General features: G+C 56.3%; 30 protein-coding genes and 1 tRNA gene. 14 read left to right on the top strand and 17 right to left on the bottom strand.

Annotated features, from left to right (window positions below):
* Window positions 1–69: 69 nt before the first annotated feature.
* The 3 genes from MID00_RS00290 to MID00_RS00280 are packed head-to-tail and all read left to right on the top strand — an operon-like array spanning window position 70 to window position 2929.
* Entirely contained in the window at window positions 70–1368 is a 1299-nt protein-coding gene (locus MID00_RS00290; protein WP_009459482.1) for an MFS transporter, read from the top strand.
* A gap of 15 nt (window positions 1369–1383) precedes the next feature.
* Complete coding sequence (locus MID00_RS00285; protein WP_235484240.1) at window positions 1384–2499, top strand: aminotransferase class V-fold PLP-dependent enzyme; 1116 nt, start codon at window positions 1384–1386, stop codon at window positions 2497–2499.
* Window positions 2500–2512: 13 nt separating this feature from the next.
* Window positions 2513–2929 (top strand): hypothetical protein, encoded by a 417-nt coding sequence (locus tag MID00_RS00280; protein WP_254499501.1) that lies wholly within the window; start codon window positions 2513–2515, stop codon window positions 2927–2929.
* A gap of 9 nt (window positions 2930–2938) precedes the next feature.
* Here the strand turns inward: MID00_RS00280 and MID00_RS00275 are convergent, their stop codons facing one another.
* From MID00_RS00275 to mgtE, 4 genes are all read right to left on the bottom strand, one after another.
* Window positions 2939–3511, bottom strand: a complete 573-nt coding sequence (locus MID00_RS00275; protein WP_009459475.1) for a helix-turn-helix domain-containing protein — start codon at window positions 3509–3511, stop codon at window positions 2939–2941.
* A gap of 58 nt (window positions 3512–3569) precedes the next feature.
* Window positions 3570–4586, bottom strand: a complete 1017-nt coding sequence (locus MID00_RS00270) for a two-component system response regulator (protein ID WP_009459474.1) — start codon at window positions 4584–4586, stop codon at window positions 3570–3572.
* A complete protein-coding gene (locus MID00_RS00265) occupies window positions 4579–7545 on the bottom strand; it encodes an MHYT domain-containing protein (RefSeq protein ID WP_022983193.1) in 2967 nt (988 codons plus the stop codon). The genes MID00_RS00270 and MID00_RS00265 overlap by 8 nt, the downstream gene beginning before the upstream one ends.
* Before the next feature lie 160 nt (window positions 7546–7705).
* Window positions 7706–9046, bottom strand: a complete 1341-nt coding sequence (gene mgtE, locus MID00_RS00260) for a magnesium transporter (RefSeq protein WP_254499500.1) — start codon at window positions 9044–9046, stop codon at window positions 7706–7708.
* A 483-nt stretch (window positions 9047–9529) separates the two neighbouring features.
* Between mgtE and MID00_RS00255 the strand changes: the two genes are divergently transcribed.
* A complete protein-coding gene (locus tag MID00_RS00255) occupies window positions 9530–10291 on the top strand; it encodes a hypothetical protein (protein WP_009459468.1) in 762 nt (253 codons plus the stop codon).
* Between the two features lie 64 nt (window positions 10292–10355).
* On the opposite strand, the gene nhaA is transcribed toward MID00_RS00255, so the two are convergent.
* The 7 genes from nhaA to MID00_RS00220 all read right to left on the bottom strand — a co-directional run bounded on the left by nhaA (window position 10356) and on the right by MID00_RS00220 (window position 15182).
* A complete protein-coding gene (gene nhaA / locus MID00_RS00250; protein WP_254499499.1) occupies window positions 10356–11720 on the bottom strand; it encodes a Na+/H+ antiporter NhaA in 1365 nt (454 codons plus the stop codon).
* Window positions 11721–11838: 118 nt separating this feature from the next.
* A complete protein-coding gene (dtd, locus tag MID00_RS00245; protein WP_009459465.1) occupies window positions 11839–12297 on the bottom strand; it encodes a D-aminoacyl-tRNA deacylase in 459 nt (152 codons plus the stop codon).
* A gap of 15 nt (window positions 12298–12312) precedes the next feature.
* Entirely contained in the window at window positions 12313–12657 is a 345-nt protein-coding gene (locus tag MID00_RS00240) for a multidrug efflux SMR transporter (RefSeq protein ID WP_009459464.1), read from the bottom strand.
* A 6-nt stretch (window positions 12658–12663) separates the two neighbouring features.
* A complete protein-coding gene (locus tag MID00_RS00235) occupies window positions 12664–13182 on the bottom strand; it encodes a DedA family protein (protein ID WP_009459463.1) in 519 nt (172 codons plus the stop codon).
* A 37-nt stretch (window positions 13183–13219) separates the two neighbouring features.
* Window positions 13220–13690 (bottom strand): GNAT family N-acetyltransferase, encoded by a 471-nt coding sequence (locus MID00_RS00230; protein WP_009459462.1) that lies wholly within the window; start codon window positions 13688–13690, stop codon window positions 13220–13222.
* Window positions 13687–14088 carry a YchJ family protein gene (locus MID00_RS00225; RefSeq protein ID WP_009459461.1) on the bottom strand — a complete coding sequence of 134 codons (402 nt, stop codon included), beginning with the start codon at window positions 14086–14088 and terminating at the stop codon, window positions 13687–13689. The genes MID00_RS00230 and MID00_RS00225 overlap by 4 nt, the downstream gene beginning before the upstream one ends.
* A 335-nt stretch (window positions 14089–14423) precedes the next feature.
* Window positions 14424–15182, bottom strand: coding sequence for a M48 family metallopeptidase (locus MID00_RS00220; protein ID WP_009459460.1), 759 nt, complete (start codon window positions 15180–15182; stop codon window positions 14424–14426).
* A gap of 137 nt (window positions 15183–15319) precedes the next feature.
* Between MID00_RS00220 and MID00_RS00215 the strand changes: the two genes are divergently transcribed.
* Window positions 15320–15556 carry a hypothetical protein gene (locus MID00_RS00215; RefSeq protein WP_254499498.1) on the top strand — a complete coding sequence of 79 codons (237 nt, stop codon included), beginning with the start codon at window positions 15320–15322 and terminating at the stop codon, window positions 15554–15556.
* Between the two features lie 22 nt (window positions 15557–15578).
* Here MID00_RS00215 and MID00_RS20625 read toward each other — a convergent pair whose 3' ends face one another.
* The 5 genes from MID00_RS20625 to MID00_RS00200 all read right to left on the bottom strand — a co-directional run bounded on the left by MID00_RS20625 (window position 15579) and on the right by MID00_RS00200 (window position 17599).
* Complete coding sequence (locus MID00_RS20625; protein WP_250757006.1) at window positions 15579–15911, bottom strand: MFS transporter; 333 nt, start codon at window positions 15909–15911, stop codon at window positions 15579–15581.
* 33 nt (window positions 15912–15944) lie between these two features.
* Complete coding sequence (locus tag MID00_RS20590; protein WP_009459451.1) at window positions 15945–16070, bottom strand: major facilitator superfamily transporter; 126 nt, start codon at window positions 16068–16070, stop codon at window positions 15945–15947.
* A 152-nt stretch (window positions 16071–16222) separates the two neighbouring features.
* Window positions 16223–16301 (bottom strand) — tRNA-Ile (locus MID00_RS00210).
* Between the two features lie 787 nt (window positions 16302–17088).
* The gene (locus MID00_RS00205; RefSeq protein WP_009459444.1) at window positions 17089–17352 is read right to left on the bottom strand and encodes a Txe/YoeB family addiction module toxin; all 264 of its coding nucleotides are present in this window, start codon (window positions 17350–17352) and stop codon (window positions 17089–17091) included.
* Entirely contained in the window at window positions 17345–17599 is a 255-nt protein-coding gene (locus MID00_RS00200) for a type II toxin-antitoxin system Phd/YefM family antitoxin (protein WP_009459443.1), read from the bottom strand. The genes MID00_RS00205 and MID00_RS00200 overlap by 8 nt, the downstream gene beginning before the upstream one ends.
* 189 nt (window positions 17600–17788) lie before the next feature.
* Between MID00_RS00200 and MID00_RS00195 the strand changes: the two genes are divergently transcribed.
* Window positions 17789–18055 (top strand): hypothetical protein, encoded by a 267-nt coding sequence (locus tag MID00_RS00195; protein WP_035275328.1) that lies wholly within the window; start codon window positions 17789–17791, stop codon window positions 18053–18055.
* Window positions 18056–18091: 36 nt separating this feature from the next.
* Here MID00_RS00195 and MID00_RS00190 read toward each other — a convergent pair whose 3' ends face one another.
* On the bottom strand, window positions 18092–18781 hold the full coding sequence (locus MID00_RS00190; RefSeq protein WP_088453217.1) for a LexA family transcriptional regulator: 690 nt from the start codon (window positions 18779–18781) through the stop codon (window positions 18092–18094).
* Between the two features lie 82 nt (window positions 18782–18863).
* Here MID00_RS00190 and MID00_RS00185 point away from each other — a divergent pair, with 82 nt between their 5' ends.
* From MID00_RS00185 to MID00_RS00150, 8 genes are all read left to right on the top strand, one after another.
* Window positions 18864–19055, top strand: a complete 192-nt coding sequence (locus tag MID00_RS00185) for a hypothetical protein (RefSeq protein WP_094196318.1) — start codon at window positions 18864–18866, stop codon at window positions 19053–19055.
* A 262-nt stretch (window positions 19056–19317) separates the two neighbouring features.
* The gene (locus MID00_RS00180; RefSeq protein WP_250757008.1) at window positions 19318–20103 is read left to right on the top strand and encodes a hypothetical protein; all 786 of its coding nucleotides are present in this window, start codon (window positions 19318–19320) and stop codon (window positions 20101–20103) included.
* Window positions 20087–20794 (top strand): replication protein P, encoded by a 708-nt coding sequence (locus MID00_RS00175; protein ID WP_254499497.1) that lies wholly within the window; start codon window positions 20087–20089, stop codon window positions 20792–20794. The genes MID00_RS00180 and MID00_RS00175 overlap by 17 nt, the downstream gene beginning before the upstream one ends.
* A gap of 7 nt (window positions 20795–20801) precedes the next feature.
* Window positions 20802–21125: a hypothetical protein gene (locus tag MID00_RS00170; protein ID WP_254499496.1), complete on the top strand. Its 324-nt coding sequence runs from the start codon at window positions 20802–20804 to the stop codon at window positions 21123–21125.
* Between the two features lie 13 nt (window positions 21126–21138).
* On the top strand, window positions 21139–21519 hold the full coding sequence (locus tag MID00_RS00165) for a hypothetical protein (RefSeq protein WP_021446766.1): 381 nt from the start codon (window positions 21139–21141) through the stop codon (window positions 21517–21519).
* Window positions 21516–21764 (top strand): hypothetical protein, encoded by a 249-nt coding sequence (locus tag MID00_RS00160; RefSeq protein ID WP_009459904.1) that lies wholly within the window; start codon window positions 21516–21518, stop codon window positions 21762–21764. The genes MID00_RS00165 and MID00_RS00160 overlap by 4 nt, the downstream gene beginning before the upstream one ends.
* A 177-nt stretch (window positions 21765–21941) precedes the next feature.
* Window positions 21942–22421 carry a hypothetical protein gene (locus MID00_RS00155; protein WP_254499495.1) on the top strand — a complete coding sequence of 160 codons (480 nt, stop codon included), beginning with the start codon at window positions 21942–21944 and terminating at the stop codon, window positions 22419–22421.
* Between the two features lie 94 nt (window positions 22422–22515).
* Complete coding sequence (locus tag MID00_RS00150) at window positions 22516–23874, top strand: DUF3383 family protein (RefSeq protein ID WP_254499494.1); 1359 nt, start codon at window positions 22516–22518, stop codon at window positions 23872–23874.
* Window positions 23875–23912: the final 38 nt, after the last annotated feature.

The following is a 23912-nucleotide window of genomic DNA, read 5'->3' as shown; positions in this document are numbered from 1 at the left end:
TCATCCGTATAATTTGTTTAGCCACACTAAACAGAATAGACGCATTATGCGTATCAGGATGGATGAGACATGAGCAAGAAACAGTCCCCACAGGACGAGGCCCCCGTATCGCCGTGGCGTGCCGCCAGCGCAGCGGGTTTGGGCACCATGATCGAGTATTACGACTTTCAGCTGTACGGCGTCCTGGCTGTGACGCTAAGCGTGCTGTTTTTTCACGCCGGCAATGAGAACGCGGCCTTGCTGTCCACATTGGCCGTGTTTGGCGGCGCCTTTCTGGCACGTCCCTTAGGCGGTATTTTCTTTGGCTGGTTTGGCGACAAGCATGGCCGTACCGCTGCCTTGATGTTCACGATTGTGGGCATTGGAGTGGCCAGCGCCTTGATGGGCATGTTGCCTACCTACGCCACGCTGGGCCTGGCTGCACCGGCCTTGCTATTGCTGTGTCGTTTGCTGCAGGGTTTTTTTGCCGGTGGTGAAATTACGGGCGCAGCTACCTATGTGGCGGAATGCTCGCCTCCCGGCAAGCGCGGTTTCTTTGGCGCGTTCAACCCGGCCGCCGCCACTTTGGGCTTGTCCCTGGCCACCGGCGTCGCGGGGTTGGTGACGGCGCTGGTGGGTAAGGAAGCCATGCTGGATTGGGGCTGGCGTATTCCCTTTCTGCTGTCCATTCCGCTGATCATTCTGTGCGTCTGGGCTCGTTCACGTATCGAGGATTCGCCGCGCTTTAAGGAAATGCTCAAAAGCCATCATCCCGAGCACTCGCCCCTGTCCTTGATTGTGCGTGATTACCGCCGTCCCCTTTTGCAAGTCATTGCTATTGGTTTTGCGCAGAATGCAGCAGGCTACGTGGGCGTGGTCTATCTGAGTACCCATTTGATTCACACCCTGAAATACGACGGCACGGCGGTGTTCTGGCTGATTTCCCTGGTCACCTTGTGCTCGGCCTTCATCATGCCTTTTGCCGGTGGCCTGTCTGATCGCTTTGGCCGCAAACCCTTGCTGACGATTGGCTTGCTGGGCTATCTGGTGCTGGTGCCGCTGACGATGTGGGTCGCCTCATGGGGCAGTTTCCCGCTGGCGGTGATCGCGGTGGCCGTGTCCATTTTGCCCTTCATCGTAGTGCAGGCCGTGGGCTACCCCTTGTATGCCGAATTGTTCCCTACGCGAGTACGCTATAGCGGCGTGTCGCTGGGCTTTAACATCGCCACCATTCTGGGTGGAGCGACGGCGCCATTCGTGGCGTCCTGGCTGACGGGCCTGACCGGTTCGAGCATGGCACCTGCCTTTTACGTGATGGTAGTGGCGCTGATCGGGATTGTGGCTTTGAGCACGGTGCAGGAAACCTCTGGCCGTCAGTTGGCCGATTGATTTTCAAGGAAGTAAATGATGTCCGGATATTTTCTTTATCACTCCATTGGCATGTTCGAGGGCAAGGAAGCGGCCATGCGTGCCGAGCTGGATCAGTTCAGCCAGGTCTGGTCGGCGCAGGACGATGCCCAGTGGGGGTACGCTCTGGGCCAGAAACAGGCTTTCATGGATGCCTGGGCCCGTTTGATTGGTGCTGATTCCAAGGATATTGCGCTAAGTGAAAATGTCACTGGCGGCCTCTACAGCATTCTGGGTTCTTTGCCTTCGCATGTGCTTAAAGGACGTACCTTGCTGGTTGCGGCCGATTGCTTTCCCAGCCTGCATTTCCTGTTGCAAAAACTGGCCTTGCGCCTGGGCTTCACCTTGCGCACCGTACCTTTGAGTGCGGGCCTGTCCTATGTGACGGACGATGATTTCATCAATGCCTGGGATAACAGTGTGGGTTTGGCCCTGGTGACCTGGGTCAGCTCTACGTCATCGCACCGGGTGGATGTGGATCGCATGGCGCAATGTGCGACGGAGCACGGCAGCCTGATGGCGCTGGATTTGACACAAGCTGCCGGGCTGGTGCCGTTCACCGTGCATGAAGGCGTGGCCTTTACCTTGTCGGCCTCCTTGAAGTGGGCATGCGGCGTGTCCGGTGCCAGCCTCTTGCATGTGCGTGCAGATTTGATCGAGCAGTGCGAGCCGGAGTTTCGCGGCTGGTTCAGCCAGGAAAATCCCTTTAACTGGAATCTGGACCAGTTCAGCTATGCTGATGGCGCGCGTCGTTTCGACCACGGCACACCGGCTATTTTGGGAAGTATTGCGTCCCTGCCTGGCATGCGTTTCGTGCTGGAAACTGGCGTAGAAAAACTGCTGGAGCAAAACCGGGCATTGACGGCGGTCTTGCTGGATCGTGCGGCCAAAGCCAATTGGCCCGTGCTGACCCCATTGGCCGAGAACGAGCGCGGCGGCAGCATCATGTTGCGCGCCAGCAGTGCCCAACGCGCTCAGGCTATGGTGGATCAGCTGCGTGAGCAGGAGCTCTATTGCGATCAGCGTGACGGCGTATTGCGTCTGTCGCCCGGTAATGTCTGCACCGAGCAGGATGTACTGCGCTTGTGCGACACCTTGCAAGCCGGTTGGTAAAGGAGGAGGGGATATGGATAGCCAAACCTGGGCTCATCAGGCCAGCCGTCGTATCGAACGATCCGCCAAGGTCGTGATGGACTATATGGCGGATCTGGATGCGCTGGGACGCTGGTCTCTGGGCTGCTTTGACACCGAAACGGTGGCGCCTGGCCTGGTGGTGGGGACGTCCTTGTTTGATGGTGGCCAAACCCATGTCAGCGTGGAGATTCTGGCCGAGCAAGGGCTGATTCGCTATTGGGTAGGTAGCGCCACACAACGTACGCCGCGCATCAGCGCCATGGTGCAGCCGCTGGATCAGAATTCCTGCATCTTGATCATGCTGGCGACACGCGGTGCAGACATGGATGAAAACCGCTGGCTACGTTTGCAGCGTTGCCATGAAACCGAGCTGGACCTGATCCAGGCCCAGCTGCACAGCGCCGCCTAGTGCTCGTGCTTAATAGCTGGGTGGGGTGATCGCCACAATAAAGCGCACATCCGTGTCGTAAGGATTGCGGTAGGCATGGGGCAGGCTGGAGTTGAAATAACAGCTATCGCCCGTTTGCAGACAGTGCTGATCATCCCCTACATCGACCAGCAGCTGGCCTTCCGTCACCAGCACACATTCCTCGGCAGGGTGGCTCCAGCGCTGCCCGACCGAGCTTCCTCCCGGCGGCAAGAAGCCCGCCAGCATTTCAATACTGCCAAAGCCCGGCGACACCCGCTGGTACTGCACGCCCGAAGCGGATTGAATGCTCATGCGCTCGTTCTGGCGCACCACCGCCACTTGCTCCACATTGTCATCCAGCAGGGAAAACAAGGGCGTATCCAGCGCACGTGCAATTTGGCGCAGGGTATCCAGACTGGGTTGGGTCAAACCGCGTTCCACCTGGCTGATCAGGCCGGGGGAGACTTGGGCAAGCTCGGCCAGCTTGCGCAGAGACAGTTTTTTATGAAGTCGGACTTGGCGAATACGCAAAGCGGCCATGTAGATGCGGGGGTAGGTAGTAAAGCCGTCATTGTAGGGCAAGCCCGCAGGGCTGAGGAGCGCGGGACCTGGCCCACCTGCTGCTTACGGGCCAATCGGTTCAAGTCTTTGCCATCGGCTGGGGATCGTCGGCCCATTTTTCTTTGATATGCAGCATTTCAGGCAGGCATTTATCCAGCAGAGCGATCAGTTGCGGGTCAAAGTGCTGGCCGGATTGTTCGCGCAGATAGCTGATGCAGCTCTCCACACTCCAGGCTTTCTTATAGGGTCGCTCACTGGCCAAGGCATCAAACACATCGGCCACCGCCACGATGCGGGCGGGCAGGGGGATATTCTCGCCTGTTAAACCATAGGGATAGCCGCTGCCGTCCCATTTTTCATGGTGATACAGCGCGATCGTGCGTGCCAGTTTCAACAAGCCATGCGAGTGCTGGCCAATAATGCGGGCGCCAATCAAGGTGTGCGTACGCATGATTTCCCATTCTTCGGGCGTTAGCTTGCCGGGTTTTTGCAGGATGGAATCCGGGATGCCGATTTTGCCAATATCGTGCATGGGTGCGGCGTGCAGCAGCTCGTCGGCCGCTTCGCTGGAGTAACCCAGCCAATGGGCCAGAATGCGCGTGTAGTGGCTCATGCGGATGACGTGGCGGCCAACTTCGTTGTCCTTGTATTCGGCCGCTGTCCCCAGGCAACGGATAATCTGCAGGCGGCTGTCGCGCAGTTCCTGCATTTGTACCAAGGACAGATGGTTGCGTATACGTGCCTTCAGAATCGCCGGGTTAAAGGGTTTGGAGATGTAGTCCACCGCCCCCATGTCCAGCCCCATTTGCTCATCCTGCGGCTGCGAGAGCGCAGTTACAAAAACAACGGGGATGTGGCGGGTTTTAAGGTCGGCCTTCAAGGCTCGACAGACTTCGTAACCCGACATTTGCGGCATCATGATGTCCAGCAAGATCAGGTCCGGTAGGTCCCGTTGTGCCAGCTCCAGCGCCTTGATGCCATCTTTGGCAAAGAGCAGCCGGAAATCCTGTTGCAGCGTATGGCGCAGAATCTGCAGATTGGCGGGCTCGTCATCGATGAGCAAAAGGGTGGGGCGCGGCGAGGTAAATTCATTCATGGCGTGGCGGATCCTTGGCCAAGCTCGCATTCAGGTCTTTGATCAGCTTGGACAGGATCAGGCTGGCTTGAGCAAAGTCGAACACGTCGATGGTTTTATTAAGATCATTCAGGGTATCGGTTTGCCCTGTGCTTTCCAGATACTGACAGACCACTTGCAAGGCAGGCTCGTCCAGCTCGTTGAGCAAGACGCTGCTATGCAGAATGTGGAGATTGTTCAAGGCAACGTCGGGGGGATGCACCACGACCTGTTGAGCGTCTGAATAAGTAGTCGGTGGGCCGTTGTGACCAAGTTCGTGAGCGATGCGGTTGAACATTTCCTGCAACTGTTCAATACGGCGACGCATCTGGCGAGTTTGACCACGACGAATTTTTTCTTCCAGCTCGGCGCTGAGGGCAGACACTTGGGGCAGACCCAGATTGCCGGCGGTGCCGCGAATGCCATGCAGGCTGCCCAGCACAATCTCCCAGTTCGGGGATGCCTGCTTGATTTCATCGAGCGGGTAGCGGGTATGCAGGTCAGACAGAAAGCTCAGCAGAGCGCGGCGCAGACGGACCTGGGAACCCCACAGGCTCAGGCCCAACTCCCAATCGATCAGGCTGCTCTCTTGTGGTTCGACGCTGTGCTCCAAGGGGCCGGTGGGGGGCAGACCCATCACCATGGCAATCTCCTGCAGCAAAGAAGGCAGATCCAGCGGTTTGGTGGCAAAGCCATTCATGCCGGCCTCCTGGGCCGCATGACGGTCGGACTCCATGACACTGGCAGTCAGCGCAATTAGTGGCAAAGGCAGCCGCGCTTCGCGGCGTTCCTGTTCGCGCCACCGGCGGGCGGTTTCCAGACCGTCCATCTCGGGCATGTGCACATCCAGCAAGGCCACATCAAAATCTTCTTTGGACAGCAGCTCCAGCACTTTGTGACCGTTGTCGGCCACTGTGACGGAATGTCCGTGCTGCTCCAGGGCCAAGGTCAGCAGTTCCTGATTCAGGCTGATGTCATCGGCCACCAGAATGCGCAGCGGCGGCAGGCGGGGCACGGGCTGATCGTCCGGGCTCAGGCTGGGTTCCTTGCCCGGTTCCAGGGGAATACGGACTTCAAAGACGCTGCCCACACCCAGGGTACTTTCAACCTTCAGCGTGCCGCCCATCAGATCCACCAGCTGGCGGGCAATGGATACGCCCAGGCCGGTACCGCCAAAACGGCGGCTGATGGATACATCGGCCTGTGTAAAAGGGGTGAACACATGGCGCAACTGCTCAGGAGTCATGCCAATGCCGGTGTCCGTGACGCGGATGGAGACGGTATTGCGCCCTGGTTCGGGATTGACATCCACATGCACCGCTCCGCTTTGGGTGAACTTGATGGCATTGCCGATCAGATTGTTCAGCACCTGCTGAATCCGCATCGGGTCGCCCTTGTAAAACTGATGCAACTCGGGCGCATGGTTCAGACGGAACTCCAGGTTCTTGGCATCCGCTGCCAAACGCAAGGAGGCCACGACCTGATTGCACAATTCAATCAGCGAAAAATCCACTTGCTCCAGCTCGACCGAGCCGCGTTCCAGCTTGGTGGTATCCAGAATGTCGTTCAGCAAGGCCAGCAAGGAGTGGGCGGACTGGTTGATGATGGCAAGGTGCTTGTTTTGCTGCGCATTGATCTGATCATTCAGCATCAAGTCGCTAAAGCCAATAATCGCGTTGAGAGGGGTACGGATTTCATGGCTCATATTGGCCAGAAAAGCCGTCTTGGCCTGGGCTGCCTGCTCGGCTTTTTCCGCACTTTGACGCAGGGATTCGGTCAGTGCCTTGTAGCGGCTCATGTCAGTGACAAAACCGACAAACAGCGGGTCACCCGGCTGGCGTACCTTGCCTACGGCCAGGCGCATCGGCAGCAAGCTGCCATCCTTGCGCAAACCGGTGACATCCCGGCCTACGCCAATAATTTTTGGGTCGTTGGTGCGTAAATAATTGGACAGATAGCTGTCGTGGCGCGAGCGGTCCGGCTCGGGCATCAGCATGTTCACATTGCGCCCCAGCACCTCGCCAGCCTTCCAGCCAAACAGGCGTTCGGCTGAATGGTTGAAGTCCAGAATGGTGCCGTGGCTGTTGATGGTAATAATGCCGTCAATCGCGGTATCCACAATGGCCCGGTTGTGCGATTCGCTTTCTTCCATCTTCAAGAACAACTGGCGGTAGCGCAGCAGGCCGTTGGCTGCGGTCACCAGTACCGTCACCGTAATGGTGAAGGTGGACAGCACCATGGAGGCAAAGGTGCTGTTGAAGATGATCATGTCATCGGGCGGTGTGGTCTGGCCTATAAAGCGGGCGGCCGCCATGCCGGTATAGTGCATGCCGGAAATGGCCAGGCCCAGCACAATGCCGCTGATGACCACGCGTTGCAGCAAGGTCAGGCGGGTGCGATGCAGGCGAAAGCGTATCCACAAGGCCAGCGTGGCCAGTACCACGGCCAGCACAATCGACAGGAAGAAGGTGATGGGCTCATAGCGCAGGACCGGCGCCATACGCATGGCAGCCATGCCACTGTAATGCATGGTGCCTATACCCAGACCCACCAAAATACCGCCCACAATCAGGTGCGAGCGTTGTACACGGGCTTGCGAGAGAATTTGCAGGGCGACCCAGGATGCCCCTACGCTGGGCAGAACCGACAACATGGTGATGGCCGGGTCGTAATGGACGCTGGTGCAAAGTTCAAACGCCAACATGCCAATAAAGTGCATGGTCCAGATGCCACCGCCCAGGGCGATGGCACCCGTACAAATGGCAATCTGGCGGTGTATGCGCAAATCAGCCATGCGGGCAATATGGGCCGTTTGCAAGGCCATGCCCGAGGAGAAGATGGCAACCAGTAGCGACAGGATGACCAGACCACTGTTATAGCTGCCAACCAAGAAGGGAGCCATCTGGTCTGCACTGATGAAGAACTGGTCGAGTATCCGCATAGGTGCTGATGTCCGAAGCGGCCCATGGGGCCAAGTTAGACGAAATGTGTCAGGCTCCCCCTGCCTGTCAGAGGGAATGTAACGGTGAAATTCGGATAGGTTACCGAGTTTGTCTCTTACTGTGCGCTTTTTTGTATGGATTCAACAAAAAAATTCATGGCTAGAGCAAGGTTCCTGTCAGCAACATCGCGGCCACGGAGAAGTAAATCACCAAACCGAGCACGTCCACCAGCGTGGCCACCAGGGGTGCCGAGGCACTGGCCGGGTCAAAACCGACGCGCTGCAAGATGAAGGGCAGCATGGAACCAATACAAGAACCGAACGTCACAATGCCCACCAGAGCCAGCCAGATGGTGAAGGCAATCAGCAAGGAGTGCTCGCCATAGTCGTACAGGCCCAGGTGTTGCCAGATTTCGATACGAATAAAGCCGATCGCCCCCAACATGGTGCCCAGCACCAGACCCACCGGCAATTCGCGCAGCAGGACACGCCACCAGTCGCGCACCCGGACTTCACCCAGGGCCAGACCGCGAATCAGCAAGGAAGTGGCCTGCGAGCCGGAGTTACCGCCGGAGCTCATGATCAAGGGAATGAACATGGCCAGGACCACGGCCTTTTCCAGCTGTATTTCGTAGTACTGCATGGCACTGGCGGTTAGCATTTCACCCAGGAACAAAATGGCCAGCCAGCCTCCCCGTTTGCGAATCATGGTGCTAAAGCCCGCTTGCAGATAGGGTTTGCCAATGTGTTCGGCACCCCCGAAGCGGTTCATGTCTTCGGCGGCCTCGTCCATCAGGGCGTCGATCACGTCGTCTACCGTCACAATGCCGATGATGGCATTGGCCTCGTCCACCACTGGAATGGCCAGAAAGTCGTGGCGGCGTATCAGTTGGGCCACGGCCTCCTTGTCCGTCAGGGCCTGCACGGCAATGGGGCTGTCGCCACTCCACAATTCGGTCAGGGCCGCTTGCGGGTCGGCACACACCAGCTTGCGCAAAGGCACCACAAATTGCAGTTGTTGCTTGTCGTTGACCACATAGATGGCATAGACCGTTTCGCGGGTACTTTCCACTTCCCGAATGTGCTGCAAGGTTTGTGCCACATTCCAGCTCATGGGCACTTGCAGAAACTCGGTAGTCATGATGCCGCCGGCTGTGTCTGCCGGATAGTGCATCAGACGCATGATGGAGGTGCGGGTGTGCTGGGTCAGGCGACCAAGAATCTGCTCCTGGTCTTCATGGTCCAGGTCTTGCAGCAAGTCGGCCATTCGGTCTTCGGCCAGTTGCTCCAGCACTGGCAGGCGTTCGGGACGTGTCAGCTCCATCAAGAGCGCACTGGCCCAACGCAACTCCGGCACTTCCAGCAAGGCTTGCAGGCGTTCGTTGTCCAGCTCCTGGGCAGCGAGCAGCGCGGGGCCTTGCTCCAGCTGATTCAGGGCCAGAACAATATCGGCAATCGGGGTTTGAGGGCCAAGTAGCTCAGTTGATGGATGCGTGGACATGCAATACTCCAGTGGGCGTGCAGGTACAGGGTCTTGAGTTCAGGACGTTGGCACCGGGCCAACAGACCGTAAAGCGAACCGGCTCAGTTCGCACGAAACTCGCTAGGATAGCGTTCTTTGCGGATACGTGCTTCCCAAGCCGGGCGCAGGAAACGCCAGGCCGCTGCATTTTGTCTGGGAAATTGCTGATGCTGTGGTCTAAGTATGTCTGTGAATCGATCCATGATTTACCCATAGAACCGCTCAGTGCACTACCAAGCTGAAACTCAGCGTGATGAAGAATATCGCCATCGTAGGGAGGTCTGCGCTGGAAGTCAAAGCGATTGCAATGATGCGCAAAAAAATGATTTGTGCTGTTAAGGTGAGGCTTGTGCCCCTGCACCGAACTTGAGACGGTTAAGAGGGTGCTATAGTGCCCGCTTTGCCGCATAACGGCGACTCGACCCCGGCGGGCCAAGGCCCACTACACGATCAGGAACAACCATGAGCAATGCGATTAATTTTGACAAAGGCAACTACCGCTTCATTCCGACCGGCGTGAACCGCTTTTCGGGCGGGGTGGCCGCTCAGCCCGGTTACGAGATCTGCCGGGTCGTGTTTTCTGCCCCCGTGCCATTGAAAGAAGGTTTTGACTTGATTCAGGCCGTGCTGGAAGCAGAAGAGCGTCCTTTGACAGCCTTGTGCGCCTGCGAGCTGCGCTCGCCCGAGCCAGTTAGCGACAGCGACTTCAACAAGTTCAATGAGCTGTATCTGGAAACGCTGAAAGAGTGGGGCCTGGTCAAAGGCAAGCATAATCCGGTCGCCCGCAGCAACGTGTCGCCGCTGGTAGGCGCACCTGCCGAGCCCAGTTTTTACGCTTTCAGCTACACGGTGGAAACCGATATTGAAGAAGCCACCTTTGTGATCGCAGGCAGCTGCGAAGTCCCCGAAACGCCCGACGACTATATAGAGAGCATTGTGGCCTACCAGGACGTGTCGCCTGAAGGGCTGTTGCAGAAGGCGCAATGGGTTCTGGGTGAAATGGAGCGTCGTCTGGAAGTGTTGGGCCATGAATGGGCTGACACGACGGCCACCCATGCGTACACGGTGCACAATCTGCATCCTTTCATGGCTACTGAACTGGCTCAACGCGGTGCGATTAACCATGGCTTGGGCTGGCACCTGGCCCGTCCTCCCGTCAAGGATCTGGAGTTTGAAATGGATTGCCGCCGTATCCTGAACGAACGCGTGCTGACCATTGATTAATTGATCAGCCCTAAAAAAAACAGGCCCACGCTAGCGTGGGCCTGTTTTTTTGACGTCTGGCTGTTTATGCCTGGCTATAAGCTGCCTGGCTGGCAGACTGCTGATAGCGACGACGCACAATCAGGCCCCACGCCAAGCCCAGAACGGCGGACGCCAAAGAGCCGCACAGAACGCCCAGCTTGGCAGCATCCAGCAAAACGGGCTCGGCAAAGGCCAGGTTGGCCACAAAGATGGACATGGTAAAGCCAATACCGGCCAGCAAACCAATCAGGGTGACGCCGGCCCAATCCATGCCGGCAGGCAGGGTACATAGCCCCAAGCGTACGGGCAACCAGGTGCCCAGCAGGACGCCCAGGGGCTTGCCCACAATCAGGGCAATCGCCACACCAAACAGGGCGCTTTGTGCACCGGCGGCATTCAGGTCCAGACCATTCAGGCTGACCCCGGCATTGGCCAGCGCAAACACCGGCATGATGATGAACGCTACCCAGGGGTGCAGCAGTGCAGGAATACGCTGGACCGGAGGCAGAATCTCGCGTTGAGCCAGCTGCATTTTCTGCGGCGTGTGCATGACTTCGTGGGTGTCATGTTGGCTTTCCAGTTTGGTGGCCAGTTCCAGATTCAGGTGACGGGCCTTGCGAGGCAAGGGCAGGGCGCGCACAGGGCTCATCATGCCCAGAACCACACCGGCAAGTGTGGGGTGAGCACCTGTCTTCAACAAGCCAAACCACAGGATCGCACCGGGAACGACATAGGCCCAGGCCGAGCCTATGCCCATTTTTTGCAGACCCAGGACGGCCACAATACCAACGGCTGCAATCAGGAAGGCGCTGTAGTCCAGGCCACCCGAGTAGAAGAAGGCAATGATCAGGATGGCGACCAAGTCATCAATAATGGCCAGCGCCAGCAAAAACACCCGCAAGCTGGGGGGCAGGGAGCGGCCCAGCAAGGCCAGCACACCCACTGCGAAGGCAATATCGGTGGCAGTCGGAATGGCCCAACCCATCAGCACCTTCGGGTCGGGATTCATGGCGGCGTAGATCAGCGCCGGCAGAGTAATGGCGGACAGGGCAGCACAGATAGGCAGCATGGCCGAGCGCCAGTCGGACAGGGCGCCGTCATGGATCTCGCGGCGGATCTCCATCCCGACAACCAGGAAGAACAAGGTCATCAGAATATCGTTGACCCAAAAATGCAAATCTTGCGAGAAACGCCAGGAGCCCAGCTCCAAGGTCACTTGGGTGTGCCACAGGGCAGAATAGCTGTCGGCAAATGAAGAGTTGGCCCAGATCAGGGCTATGGCGGCAGCCATCAACAAGACCACACCGCCGAGGGCCTCGATATGCAGGAGGCGTTGCAATTGGGCTTGCAACTGGCGGGTCAGAACATGGGCGCGTGGCAAAGGCGCACCGGAAGAAGGGTGGGACATGGTCGGCAAATCTCCACAAGGCGGCCCGACCTTGCGTATGTAATTAACCTGCCTTGCTGCACCATGCCAGCAAAACACCCTGCGCAATTATAGGGATGGAGCCTCTTTAAGGCAATCGTCAGCTTGGGTCTGCGTCGGGCGCAATATGTATGGGAATCGTGACTGGCCCATCGTTGGTCAGGCTCAATTGCATATCGGCACCAAACACGCCGCACTGGGTATCAGGCAGCCGGGTGCGGGCCATGGCTACCAGCTCGTCAAACAAGGGCTGGCTGATTGCAGGAGGCGCAGCGCGGCTGAATCCTGGGCGATTGCCCTTGCGCGTATCGGCCGCCAGGGTGAACTGGCTAACCAGTAATAGCTGACCACCGGCTTGCTGCAAGTTCAGGTTCATCTTGCCTTGCTCGTCAGAGAAAATGCGCAGGGCCAGCAATTTATCCAGCAAGCGTGTGGCTTGCTCGCGGGTGTCACCGTGCTCGGCACAGACCAGAACGGCCATGCCTGCGCCAATTTTTGCGACAGTCTGGTTTTCAATATCGACCTGGGCCTGACGTACCCGTTGAATCAAGGCAATCATATTTATTCACTAAAATCAGTGGCCGACAGATTTGGAGAACAGATTCACAATCAGCACACCCACCACAATAAAACCGATGCCAATCATAGCGGCCAAATCCAGCTTCTGCTTGAAGACCACCCAGCCAATCAAGGAAATCAGCACAATGCCCACTCCACTCCAGATGGCATAGGCCACCCCAACCGGCATGACGCGCAGACTGAGTGACAGAAAGTAGAACGCACCCGCGTAGAACATGATCGTGAAGGCGCTGGGCATCAGGCGCGTGAACTGTTCGGAGCGCTGCAGCAAGCTGGTGGCGATGATCTCGAAGAGAATCGCGATGAATAAATGCAGGTAGGCGAGGCTTACAGGGGTCATTGAAAATCAGGGTTGGAAACTGAACCAGCCAGGTAGCAGCAAGACACTGGCCCACAAGGCGGCCGAGGCCCAGGATGAGATATGAAAACTCAGAGGCGACATGGCACAGGTGCCCGCAATCAAGGGGACAGTTGAGCGCAAGGGACCAACAAAGCGGCAGGCCACAATACTAAACCATCCCCAGCGTGCAAAAAAAGCCTGCGCTTTTGCATACAGATGCAAGCGCTTGCGGGCCCACTCGAAGTGGAACAGATTGCCGCCGTAACGCTGGCCCAGAAAAAACGAGATGGCATTGCCCAGGCCGGCGCCCAGTGTCACGGACAGCCAGATCGGCAGCAAGCTCATTTCCCCGGCGCCGACCAGGGCACCGACGGATAAAAGGATGGCTGTACCCGGTATGATCAGGGCCAAAAAGGGCAGGGACTCGACCAGGCACAAAGCGAAAACAGCGGGGGCCACCCATTGTGGGTTGGCGCTGATCAGGGCTGTGGCCTGTTCTGCAAAATTGCTTAGGGTGCTCAGCATATCAACCAGAAGGAAGGGACAGCATCATTGCAGTCTTTTAGTTCAGGGCAAGGCTCAGAATCAGGCGGTCCTTGTGCTGCAAACCGTCCTCAAACAGGGCCTCGTCGTAATGGTGCAGGAAATAATCGGGCTCTACCGCTATCACTCGAAAGCCGGCGCGCTGGTAGAAAAACAGGGGGTAGCCAATGGTGCCGGTGGCCACATATAAGGTTTGCCCACCTTGTTCGCGTACATAGCTAATCAGGGCAGACAGCAGCTTGGCACCCAATCCATGACCCTGGTGCGAGGGCTGAACGGCGATGTTCATCAGCTCCCAATCCTGGGCGTTCCTGCGCTGCAAAATAGCAGCCGCCACGATGTGTTCCTGATCTTTGATACACCAGGCGTACGGTGTGTCTTTGTAGCTTTCAATCAGACTCGTGCTGGGATCGGCTTCCAGCAGCAAAGCCATGGGCAGGCTGGAGCCATGGACCTGTTCAGCTTGTACAAAGTCGTTGCTTTGGCTCATGAGAAATCCCCGTCCACGTAAAACCATTGGCCTTGTTCAAGGACAAAACGGCTGACTTCATGCAGACGGTTCGCCCGGCCATTCAGACGGTTGCGAGCGACAAATTCCACAATCGCTTCCGTGTCGGAAACACGTTCATGACGTCGCACATCCAGGCCCAACCATTGCAAACCTTCCGGATTGGGTTCCAGCGAATGAGGGCGGGTGGAGCTATGCCAGGTGGCCAGCAGATAGTCCAGATCGTCGCGCACAAAAGCGCTGTACCGCGAGCGCATCAGGGTAGCCGCATCGGGGGCTTGCAAGTACTGCGGGCCTTGGTGCCAAGGGCCGCAACAAACTTCGTAGGTTTTGGGATTGCCGCAGGGACAGGAATTTTTTGAAGAGGAAGACTTTTTCAAGAGCGTAACTGCCAAGACCAAAGAATGGCACAAGCATACCTGAAAGCAGGTATTGGTTTATGGCGCCACCGCGACGAAAAGTAAGGATTTACAGACCAGGCTTTGCTGTAGCTGGAATGCTTGTCAGGCAGGGGCGTTCGAGGGAGTACGGGTGTTGGTAATGTCTGATTGGTTCATCGTACGGGTAAAAAGTTCCTGGCCGAGCATCCAGCGTTTGGTAGCGGCGGCCCGATGCTGTGCTGCATCCTGACTTGTGATCCCTAGTGTCCCCATAAAAAAACCCGCCCGCAAAAGCGGACGGGTTAGCGGCATGCGATTCGCTGCGTCGAAGGGGCTTATTTAGCCGCGTCGATGCGCTGTTGCATACGCTGGGCGCGTTCTTTGGAGCCGGGGTGCGAGCTCATCACGCTGCTTTCGCCGCCGTCCAGAGCTGCCAGTTTTTCAAAGGCAGAAACCAGACCCTGGGTCTTGAGCTTGCGCTCGGTCAGCAGGTCAAAGGAGTAGTCGTCAGCGTCGGATTCTTGCGATTGCGAGAACTGAGCGTTCAGGAAGGCTTCGGACAGTTCGCCCAATTGGCTGGAGTTCAACTGAGCAACCACGCCGTTACCGGTGGCGGCAGCAGCGTCACGAGCAGCGGACAGGCCGTAGGCGGTTTGCATGGCTTTCTTGCTGTGGCCCAGTTCAACGTGGCCCATTTCGTGACCGATCACGCCGCGCAGTTCGTCGTCGTTCATCTTGTCCATCAGACCGGCATACACACGGATACAACCGTTAGCCATGGCCCAGGCGTTCACTTCCTGAGTCTGGTAAACCTTGAAGTTCGGTGTTTGACCGTTCAACTGTTTCGCCAATGGCTTGACGACACGTTGCAGGCGCTTGTTGTACTTGCTGTTGGGGCTGGCCACTTTGTTTTCAGCATCCATCTGCTTGCAGGACTGATCCGACAGAGCAATCACTTCCTGATCGGACAAATTGAACGCCTGGACAGCCTTGCTGCCGGCACCGACCATGCCACCCACATCCATTGTCTGACAGCCTGCAGTCAGGCCAGCGACGGCCAGCATAGCGGCCAATGCACCCATACGAAAAGTCATGGACTTCCCCTTCTACTTATATAAAGAGAAGCGATTTTAATGACTAGGCGGCGAAGGGTTCCTGTATAAAACAAACTTTAACAATTGTTGTGGGCGTATTTACAGTTTATGGAAGGCCTTGATGGGCACGATAAGCGATGTTCGCTGCATTTGTGATCAACCCTCGCCTCAGTTCCGGCTCCTACACCCATATGCATGGCCGAGAAGTTCAGGCTGATGCCAGCCTGTGCGGATTCACTGTCGGTATGGATCAAAAAGCTTTGTACGACCGGGGAAATCATCCCGTTGATGCAAACCAGATCAGCACCATGAAGCTGCCTAGCCAAGGCAGGTGGTTCAGTAAAAAGGGCAAGGAAACCAGGCTGCCAAGATAAAGTGCGGCTACAAGGTTCAAGGCTAGCGGGGCTGGCAGGCGATCCGCCAGCCGCCCCATTGGCCAGTTAACATTCCCGCCTGAACCCCCAACACCAGCGACCCGCTGATCCCCATGAAAATCAGACCAATGGCACGTCCTTGCAGGGAAGGTGGGACCAATTCTGTTGCCAGTGTTGTTGCCAGCACACAGACTACCGCGCTGGCACAAGCCATCATTACTCTTGCCAAAAATAACAGCGTAAAGGAAGGGCTGAGGGCGGCCAGGACATTGCCGAAGACGAATAGTGCCAAGGCACTCAAGTACAGGGGGCGAGGGCGCAGCCGATGTCCCAATAAAGGGACGCATGGCGCCATCAAGGCAAAACTGAGGGAGAAAACTGCCGTTAACTATCCGGCCAGGGCCACTGAGACGCGCAGGTCCGAAGCCACATCCAGTACTAGCCCAACAATGATGTTTTCTGCTGTGCCCGTGACGAAAGTGGCCAAGGCAAACAAGAAGACGCGGGGATCCATGCTCTCTTTCCTCTGAACGTGATGACCACGCCAGAACCTTCCGTCGTGGTTAAACCAGGCGAACGGGTTTCGAGGCAGAGCTTCGGTTATCCCTGAATGAATAAAAGCCGCAGATTGTGCGACTTTGAAATACAGGTGCAGCTTGAAATGGGTGGTGCCCCCCCCGTGAGTCGAACACGGCACCAACGGATTATGAGTCCGCTGCTCTAACCAAGCATGAGCTAGAGGGGCAACAAGTCCGCAATTATTACATAAAGTCTGTGTTTGTGCCTAGCGTAGCCACGGCTAGAGCAAGAGATTCAAGCATCTGGAAGGCCAACTGTATTTGCTCGCGATTGGTAGCACCTTGTTGTGTATCCTTAGCGCACAATGAGCGCGTCTAAAACCCAGAGAATAATGATGAAAACACTTATTTTAGCTTTGACCATGACAGCTGTTCTTTCCGCCTGTGCCGTCCATACCCCCCGGGGATCGGTGATCGTGGATCCGGATGGTTACGGTGGATATGGGCAGCGTCACTGTCCACCTGGCCAGGCTAAAAAGGGCAATTGCTAAGCAAGTACCGCAGGCTGCCCCCCTTATTTGCGCTGATAGCGTTTGCTGCCTGTGCTGGTTTCGCAATAGCGCCCTCCACGAGGGCCGGTGCAATAGGTTCCACTGGAGCAGGGGCAGGCGCTGCTGGATCGCAGCGCCTGTGGCCTGGACTGCGAACTTTGTCCTGCAGTGCCGGTGTATGCAGGACACGACCGCTTGCTGCCGCTGGCTGAACCATCACGGCATACAAAGACTTCCCCCTCGCAGTGGGAAATGCCACCTTTTTTGCCTGAGCAGGGAGTGTTTCTTGCCTGAGTGCTCAGAGGTAGCAATACCATGATCAGGTATAGGAACAGCCATTTCATTCTTGTCTCACATGCCAGGGACGAATTAGTCACTTCGGATTGTAGGGGGCTGTGTTCGATTCACTGGGGGGGCACCAGAATTCAGACTGGTTTTGGATGCTTTAGTGGAGTCCGGTTGATTAATAATGATAACGACAAGAAATGATGGTGATGCTTGCCTTGTCTACGGCATAGACCAGGCGATTCGTGTCATCAATGCGTCTTGACCAAAAGCCGGACAGATTTTCTTTAAGCGCTTCAGGTTTGCCTATGCCATCGAATGGCGCACGTCGTACTTCCTCTATCAGTCTGTTGATACGCTTCAATGTCTTGCGGTCCTGGCCTTGCCAATACACATAGTCAATCCAGGCAGCGTCAGTCCAGCATAACAAACGGTCAGTCATCGCTCAGCTCGCGTGGCATGGCTTTGCCAGCACGATATTGTTCGATAGAGCGGCTCAGGTGTTCCGCATTAGCGGGGGAGCGCAGCAGATGGACGGTTTCCATCAAGCTGTTGTAGTAATCGAGTGACATGACTACAGCGTCTTCCGCATCACGACGCGTGATGATGGTGGTGCTGGCGTCATCGACTACGCTATCCAGTACAGCTTTCAAGCTGTTGCGCGCTTCTGAAAACGAGATGATTTTCATGGCAACCTCACTTGTCCAATTCACTGTACAAGTCTAATGGAAATAGAATGACTTGTACAGATTACTGTACGGGTTAAAGCCTTTGATGGAGGAAGGAGCCAGGCGCATGCAGTGAGCTTATTCTCGCCCAACCCACCCTCTTGCACTCTGCTATAAAGGACGTTTCGCCTCTTCTTTTCAGGTATTGCCATGCGAATCTTGATGCTTGCCCCCGCTTTATTGTTAGCCGCTTGCCAAACTACGGCGCCCACCGAGAAAGTCGGCAGTGAAGCCTGGCTGGAAAAGGTGGATCGCCAATTGGCTGTCTCCGATGGACAAGGGCATGGCCCTGACTATGGCTCGCAGGAGTGGTGCAACGTGGTGCATATCCGTTTGTATGGTCAGCGCTCAGCACAGCCCGTCCCTTGTGATCAGGCCTGGATGGAGAAGGTCGATCAGGAAATGAAAAAGCGTTAAGCCGTATCATGCATGGCAGCCTGCGCTGCCAGCTTTTTACGAACGCCGATAGTATTTCCGGTGCTCCACCATGGTGCCAATGATTTCAATAGCATGCTGGTCGCTGCGAATGGAAGGATAGTCTTCGTTCAGCGGCACCAGCTCAAAGATTTCTTGCCCACCTTCATCTATGCACAAGAGCCGGTATTTCTTGAAGGTGGCTTCTTCTTCGCTGTTTTTGGCGACCACATAATCACCGGGGCGGGGCGTGAGCTCGCAATCCACAATAATCCGGTCGCCTTCCTTGAAGTCCGGCAACATGGAATCGCCCTTGATCTGCAAGGCAAAGGAACGCTCGGACAGACACAGGTCTGTCAGCAGATATTCCACTTCTTCAAACGTGAAGTTCTGACCGGGATCCCGAAACACACCTGCCTGCACATAGTTCAGCAGGGGGATACGCCGCTCGCCCATCATGGCGTCTTGCACGTTGGAGTCAAAACCGTGCTTGGCCCCAAAACCATAGCCTTGCTGATCCAGGCTATGCGCTTCCAGACCCACTTCTTTTTCTATGGCTCGCGCCACTCGTTCGCCAATGCTGCGCCCACCGTTGTAGGTGGATGACAGGTACTGGGCCAGTTGCGCCCGTGTGCGCCCAATAGAGCGCGCAAAGTCAGCCGCGTTGCCGTGAGCGCGGTCTTCAATCAGGCGTTGCAGGTTTCTGCGGCGAATCGAGTAAATATCCATACTCGACATTAAAACAAGAAAAAACTAAACATGGGTTTAGATATTTCTTTTCTTTACGTTTAGAACTATCTATACTCAATGCATGAACGCTAAACACATCATCGAAGAAATGGGCGGTCGCCGAGCCGTATTGCGTATCACGGGCTTGAGCAAAGGCCGCATATCTCAATGGGAGAAGGCGGGTGTCATACCGCGCGTCTGGCAACTGGTCTTCCATCACATGAACCCGGTGGTGCCGGCCCCAGCACCCAAAGAAAGCTCTAGAAATATCTAAGCATTTACGACGGGTTTGGCTTGCAAGCCATGCCTGACAGTTCGACTGTGTCATGGGGTGACGCAGTTCTTGTGCCCTTGGGGCATTGCCTATCAATCGGATGTTCGTGGCCTGTTTGGGCCAGGGATCCTGCTGCGCGTCATATTTTTGCAAATACATCAGAGGCGTGCGGTTTTTCAGGCGGGGGTGCCATGAAAACACGTATTCACAACCATCGACACGAGTTTGCTTGTCGATGGCTCACACAGTCAGGAGCGTGCCTATGAGCAATATGCCGTGGTTTCGCGCCTATACCGAGATGGTGGACGACGAGAAGTTGCGTCTGCTGGCTTTCGAGGACAGATGGCATTACGTGGCCTTGCTCTGCCTTAAAGGGCAGGGCGTGCTAGACAGCGAAGACACGCTGATGCTGCGCAAGGTGGCGGTCAAGCTGGGCCTGGACCTGCGCACCTTGGACGATGTGGTGCGCCGCTTAAGCGAAGTGGGCCTGATCGACCAGGAAACTTTGCAGCCTCTGGCGTGGGACAAACGCCAGATGAAATCCGACAGCAGCGCGGAGCGGGTGGCGCGTTTTCGGGCCAGAAAAAAACAGGAACAAGACGGTAACGAGGGCAGTAACGCGTCCGTAACGTTACCGAAACGGCCGGGTAACGCGCTAGATAAAGAGACAGATAAAGAAGGAGATACAGATACAGAAAAAACAAACGTGCGTAGCAAGGCTCCGGCGCTGGAGTTTTCTGCCTGGCCTGCCGAACCCAGCGCAGACGTAGTGGCGGATTATCTGCGCCATCGTCGCGAGATCAAAGCGCCCTTGACGCAAACCGCCCTGAACCGCCTTGGCACCGAAGCCCACCGTGCTTTGGAAATGGGCTACAGCGTGGACGACTTTCTGGCCGAGTGCATGTTGCGTGGCTGGCGCGGGGGCAAGGCCAGCTGGCTGGAAGGACGCAACGAGCCCCGTGCAGGTCAGGCGTCGGGCTTTGATCCCCTGGCTTATGTGAACCGTCATCGGCAACGCGAGGAGATAGACGATGTCATCGATATCTGATTTTTCCAACCCCTGGCTGCTGCGTCATACCAAGCTGGAAGGCATCAGCCTGATGGACCATTTGTACAACCGGCTCAATGGCATTTATCCGAACAAGTTCCGCTCCAACTTTCGGGACAAGCAAGCCATTGAAGACTGGAAACAGGCCTGGGCCGAAGCTTTTGACGAGGAAGGTGTCTCGCCCAATGACGTGGCACTAGGCATCAAGAATTGCCGTCGCATGTTTGATTGGCCCCCCAGCTTGCCGGAGTTCTTGCGTGCGTGCCGCCCTCAACTGGAACCAGAAACCGCCTTTTTCCAGGCCGTGCGTGGCATGCAGGCACGAGTGCGAGGAGAAATGGGCGAGTGGTCACACCCGGCTATCTATCACGCAGCAATCAGCATTGGGCAGTTTGACATGCTGAATCAGGCCTACACGCAGCTGGAACAACGCTGGCACAAAGTGCTGGGAGATCACCTGGCCAAAGGACAGTGGGCAGAAATCCCGCCGCCTCGATTGGCCCTGACCTCCCCGCAAGACTGGGAGCAAGGGCGCCGGGAAGGGCAACGACGCGTGCGCGATCTGGCTCAGGTGATTTCGGGCGACACCAACAAGGACCCGCGAGTCTGGGCGGACCGGATCTTGGCCCGCCCGGAAGCGTGTTCCTTGGCTGTGCTGAAGATGGCCAAAGCAGCCTTGGGCAAGGAGTGAAACAGCCATGGATCTGACAACACGGCGTCATCAAGAGGTGCATCAGGCGATCACCGGAGCAACTGCCCATCGCTACAGAGAACTGCTGGCTTTGCAGCGGAACGACCAGATCAGGCATTTGGTACAGCAGCCATCCTGGAGTCTGGTGCCACGGCTTTTCAGCCACCTGATACCCGCCGGCAGGATTTGCTATATCGCGGATTTTGCCTACACGGACAACAGCAGCGGCGATCGCATTGTGCAGCTAAGCGGCGATCCAGAAAGCCTGCTCCAAAGCATCAAACGAATTTTGCTGACCCGGATGCACGGTATCACCGTTCATTGGGCTTGAAGGAGGAACCCACATGACAATCAAAGCAGAAAAAAAGCAGGGCCTGAGTGGTGACGACTTGCTCTGGAACTGGGCCCGTTGGTGCTGGTCCGGGCAGACCGTGGGCAATATGGAACGCTACGTTCCCTGGCAAGAGGACTTCAGGCCCATACATCAAGACCACGCTTTGGCGGTTGACGCCCTCTACCAGCGCCTGCCGCATTACCAAGCCATGGTCATCCAGGCCGAGTACCCACGCAAGAATGCTCAGTACGGCCATCTGACCGCCAGCGAGCGCCAGGCCACAGCTCGTTTGTGGATCAAGAAGGTTACGGGCGCGGTCCTTCGGGATGAGGACTACCGCCGCCATTTGATGGATTTCAGAATCACAGTCGAGAAGGAGATTTTGCGGTGAAGTATGCAGCCGAAGTCATAGACCTGTTAGCGGCCTATCCGGGACGAGAGTTCCGCATGATCCAGATTGTGCGGCACGTCAGCAAAGGCATGGAGCTGTCTACAGCCCAACGCAACGCCATGCGTGAAGGGGTCAAGCGTGTGCTGGTGCAATTGCAGGATTCAGGCCAGGTGGACAAGATCAAAGAGGGTGAAACCTCTGCCTTTTATGCCTGGCGTTGCAGTCTGCAACATGGGCCGCTATGAATCTGCAAGGCTAATTGCAATAATGGGCGTGCAAAGTTGCGTCCAATACAAACGAAACAACCCCGAGCAAGAAATTGCTGCGGGGTTTTTTTATGCCTCGCATCAGACACCGCTTTTCTTGATGAGTCCTTTGATCACTGTGTTGGCCTGCTTGTTCAGGTCAGGAAATGTACTGCCATGAACAATGCCCAAGATGATTTTTACACGCTGATCGCCAAAGCTGCCGAGCCGTATGCGGTGCTTCGTGATCCAGTTGAGGAGGGGCAGCTCCCTGCCATGCCTTATCTGCTTTTTTCCTTGACTCAAGGCCGACCTGGCCCGAGCCATTATGGACGGGTCAATGACGCTGGTGTTCGCCACATTAGTGTGCAGTATCAAGCTTTGGTACAAGTGCGATGTTTTGCTGCGAACAGTTGGAAAATTCTGGAGCAGCTGCATCTGAAACTGGAGTCCGAGGCGCTGCAAGCATTGAGTGAGAAGTTGAACATTGCATTGGTTCGTGCTCTCAGGTTGGAGGTCGAGCAGGATCAGACCGAGTACGGAAGAGCCCATGCACGTTTGGACCTGGATGTGATGTATACGGCCAGTCTGGACGATGAGGTGCATGTGATCGAGTTTGTGGAAGTGAAAGGGGAGCAACCGTCCCCGCTTGAGTGACCAGACAGGTCTTTTAGCAGGCCTGTTTTCATGAACGCGAGTTTTATCGCTTTAGCCACCGATCCAGGTGGTTTTTTTCTTTTTGGAGCCACCGATGGCAAAACTATCTCGGATCGCAAACGTAGATATTGCGTTGCGTACGACCGCAATCAATGAGCAATCCTTTTCCGACATGTTGATTTTGGGCAGTCACGTGCTTTCCACGGCACGCGCCATGACCATTACCGCTGCGGATGAACTGCTGGACATGGGTCTGCAAGATACGGACCCCTTGTATTGGGCCGCGCGTGATGCTTTCGCGCAGATTCCTGCCGTACGTCAAGTCTTTATTGGTCGTCGTCAGGTTGACGAACTCAAGATCTCGGTAAGTCGTGCAGTGCCTGATGCCGACTACCGTGTCCAGCTGCGCTGGCGTGGCGAACAGGGCCAACAGCTGGAGGCGCAGGTGTCGTACAAGGCGCTGGAAGCAGACACGGTAGCGGAAATTGCCTCGGGTTTGGCTAGCGCGATTGCGCAAACGGCTGCTCCTGTGACGGCTACTGCTGCTGAGGCAGTAGTGACGGTGAAAAATAAAACGGCAGGTACGGCTCTGGCTGTTCAGCCGCAAGGTAATCTGGCCATGCAGGTGGTGCCCGGCACCGAGACTGTGACTCAGGCTTTGTCCACCATCGCCAATGGGCCCTTTAATTGGTATGGCCTGGTTATTACTAGCCGCGTGATTGAGGACGTGCTGTCGGCGGCCGCCTGGACTGAATCCAACGAGAAGTTGTTTGGTACGGCATCGGCCGATGCGAGCATTCTCGATCCGGACTCGACCGATGATTTGGCCAGTCAGTTGCAGGCAAAGCAGTATTTCCGCAGCTTTGGCGTTTATAGCGCGGCAGCCGCAATTCAGTATCCTGAAGCTGCTTTGATGTCCTCCATGTTCACTTACTACCCAGGTCAGGAAACTTGGGCACTGAAAAAGCTGGCCGGCATTGCGTATGACGAGCTGAGTGAAGGCCAGGCTTTGGTGGCGCATGGCAAGAGCTTTTCCACTTTTGAGCCATTCCGCAATTTTGCAGTGACCCAAGGTGGTTTGACGGCGGCGGGTGAATGGATTGATGTTATTCGCTTGCGCGATGCGCTGGTCGAGCAGATCAAGGTGTCTGTGGTCTCGGCCATGATCAATGCAGATGGCAAGGTGGCCTTCACCGACGATGGTATCCAGATGATTGGCAATGCCATTCGTGCCCCACTGGACCTGAATGTGCGTCGCGGTGGCATTGCTACCGAAGAGCTGGACGAGAACGATCGCATTGTTCCCAGCTATACCCTGAGTCTACCGCGCAGCAGCCAGGTTCCTTTCAACGACAAGGCTAATCGTGTCTTGCGCGACGTGTACTTCACTGCTCGCCTGGCCGGTGCCATTCATGTGTCGGAAATCAAGGGCAGCTTGAGCTACGCCCTGTAATCCAGGAGATTAAGCGCCCCTTCTTGTCATAACTCCAG

The sequence above is a fragment of the Alcaligenes sp. NLF5-7 genome (genome assembly GCF_024266725.1).
GTDB lineage: Bacteria > Pseudomonadota > Gammaproteobacteria > Burkholderiales > Burkholderiaceae_B > Alcaligenes > Alcaligenes phenolicus.
This window is presented reverse-complemented; position numbering and strand designations above follow the sequence as displayed.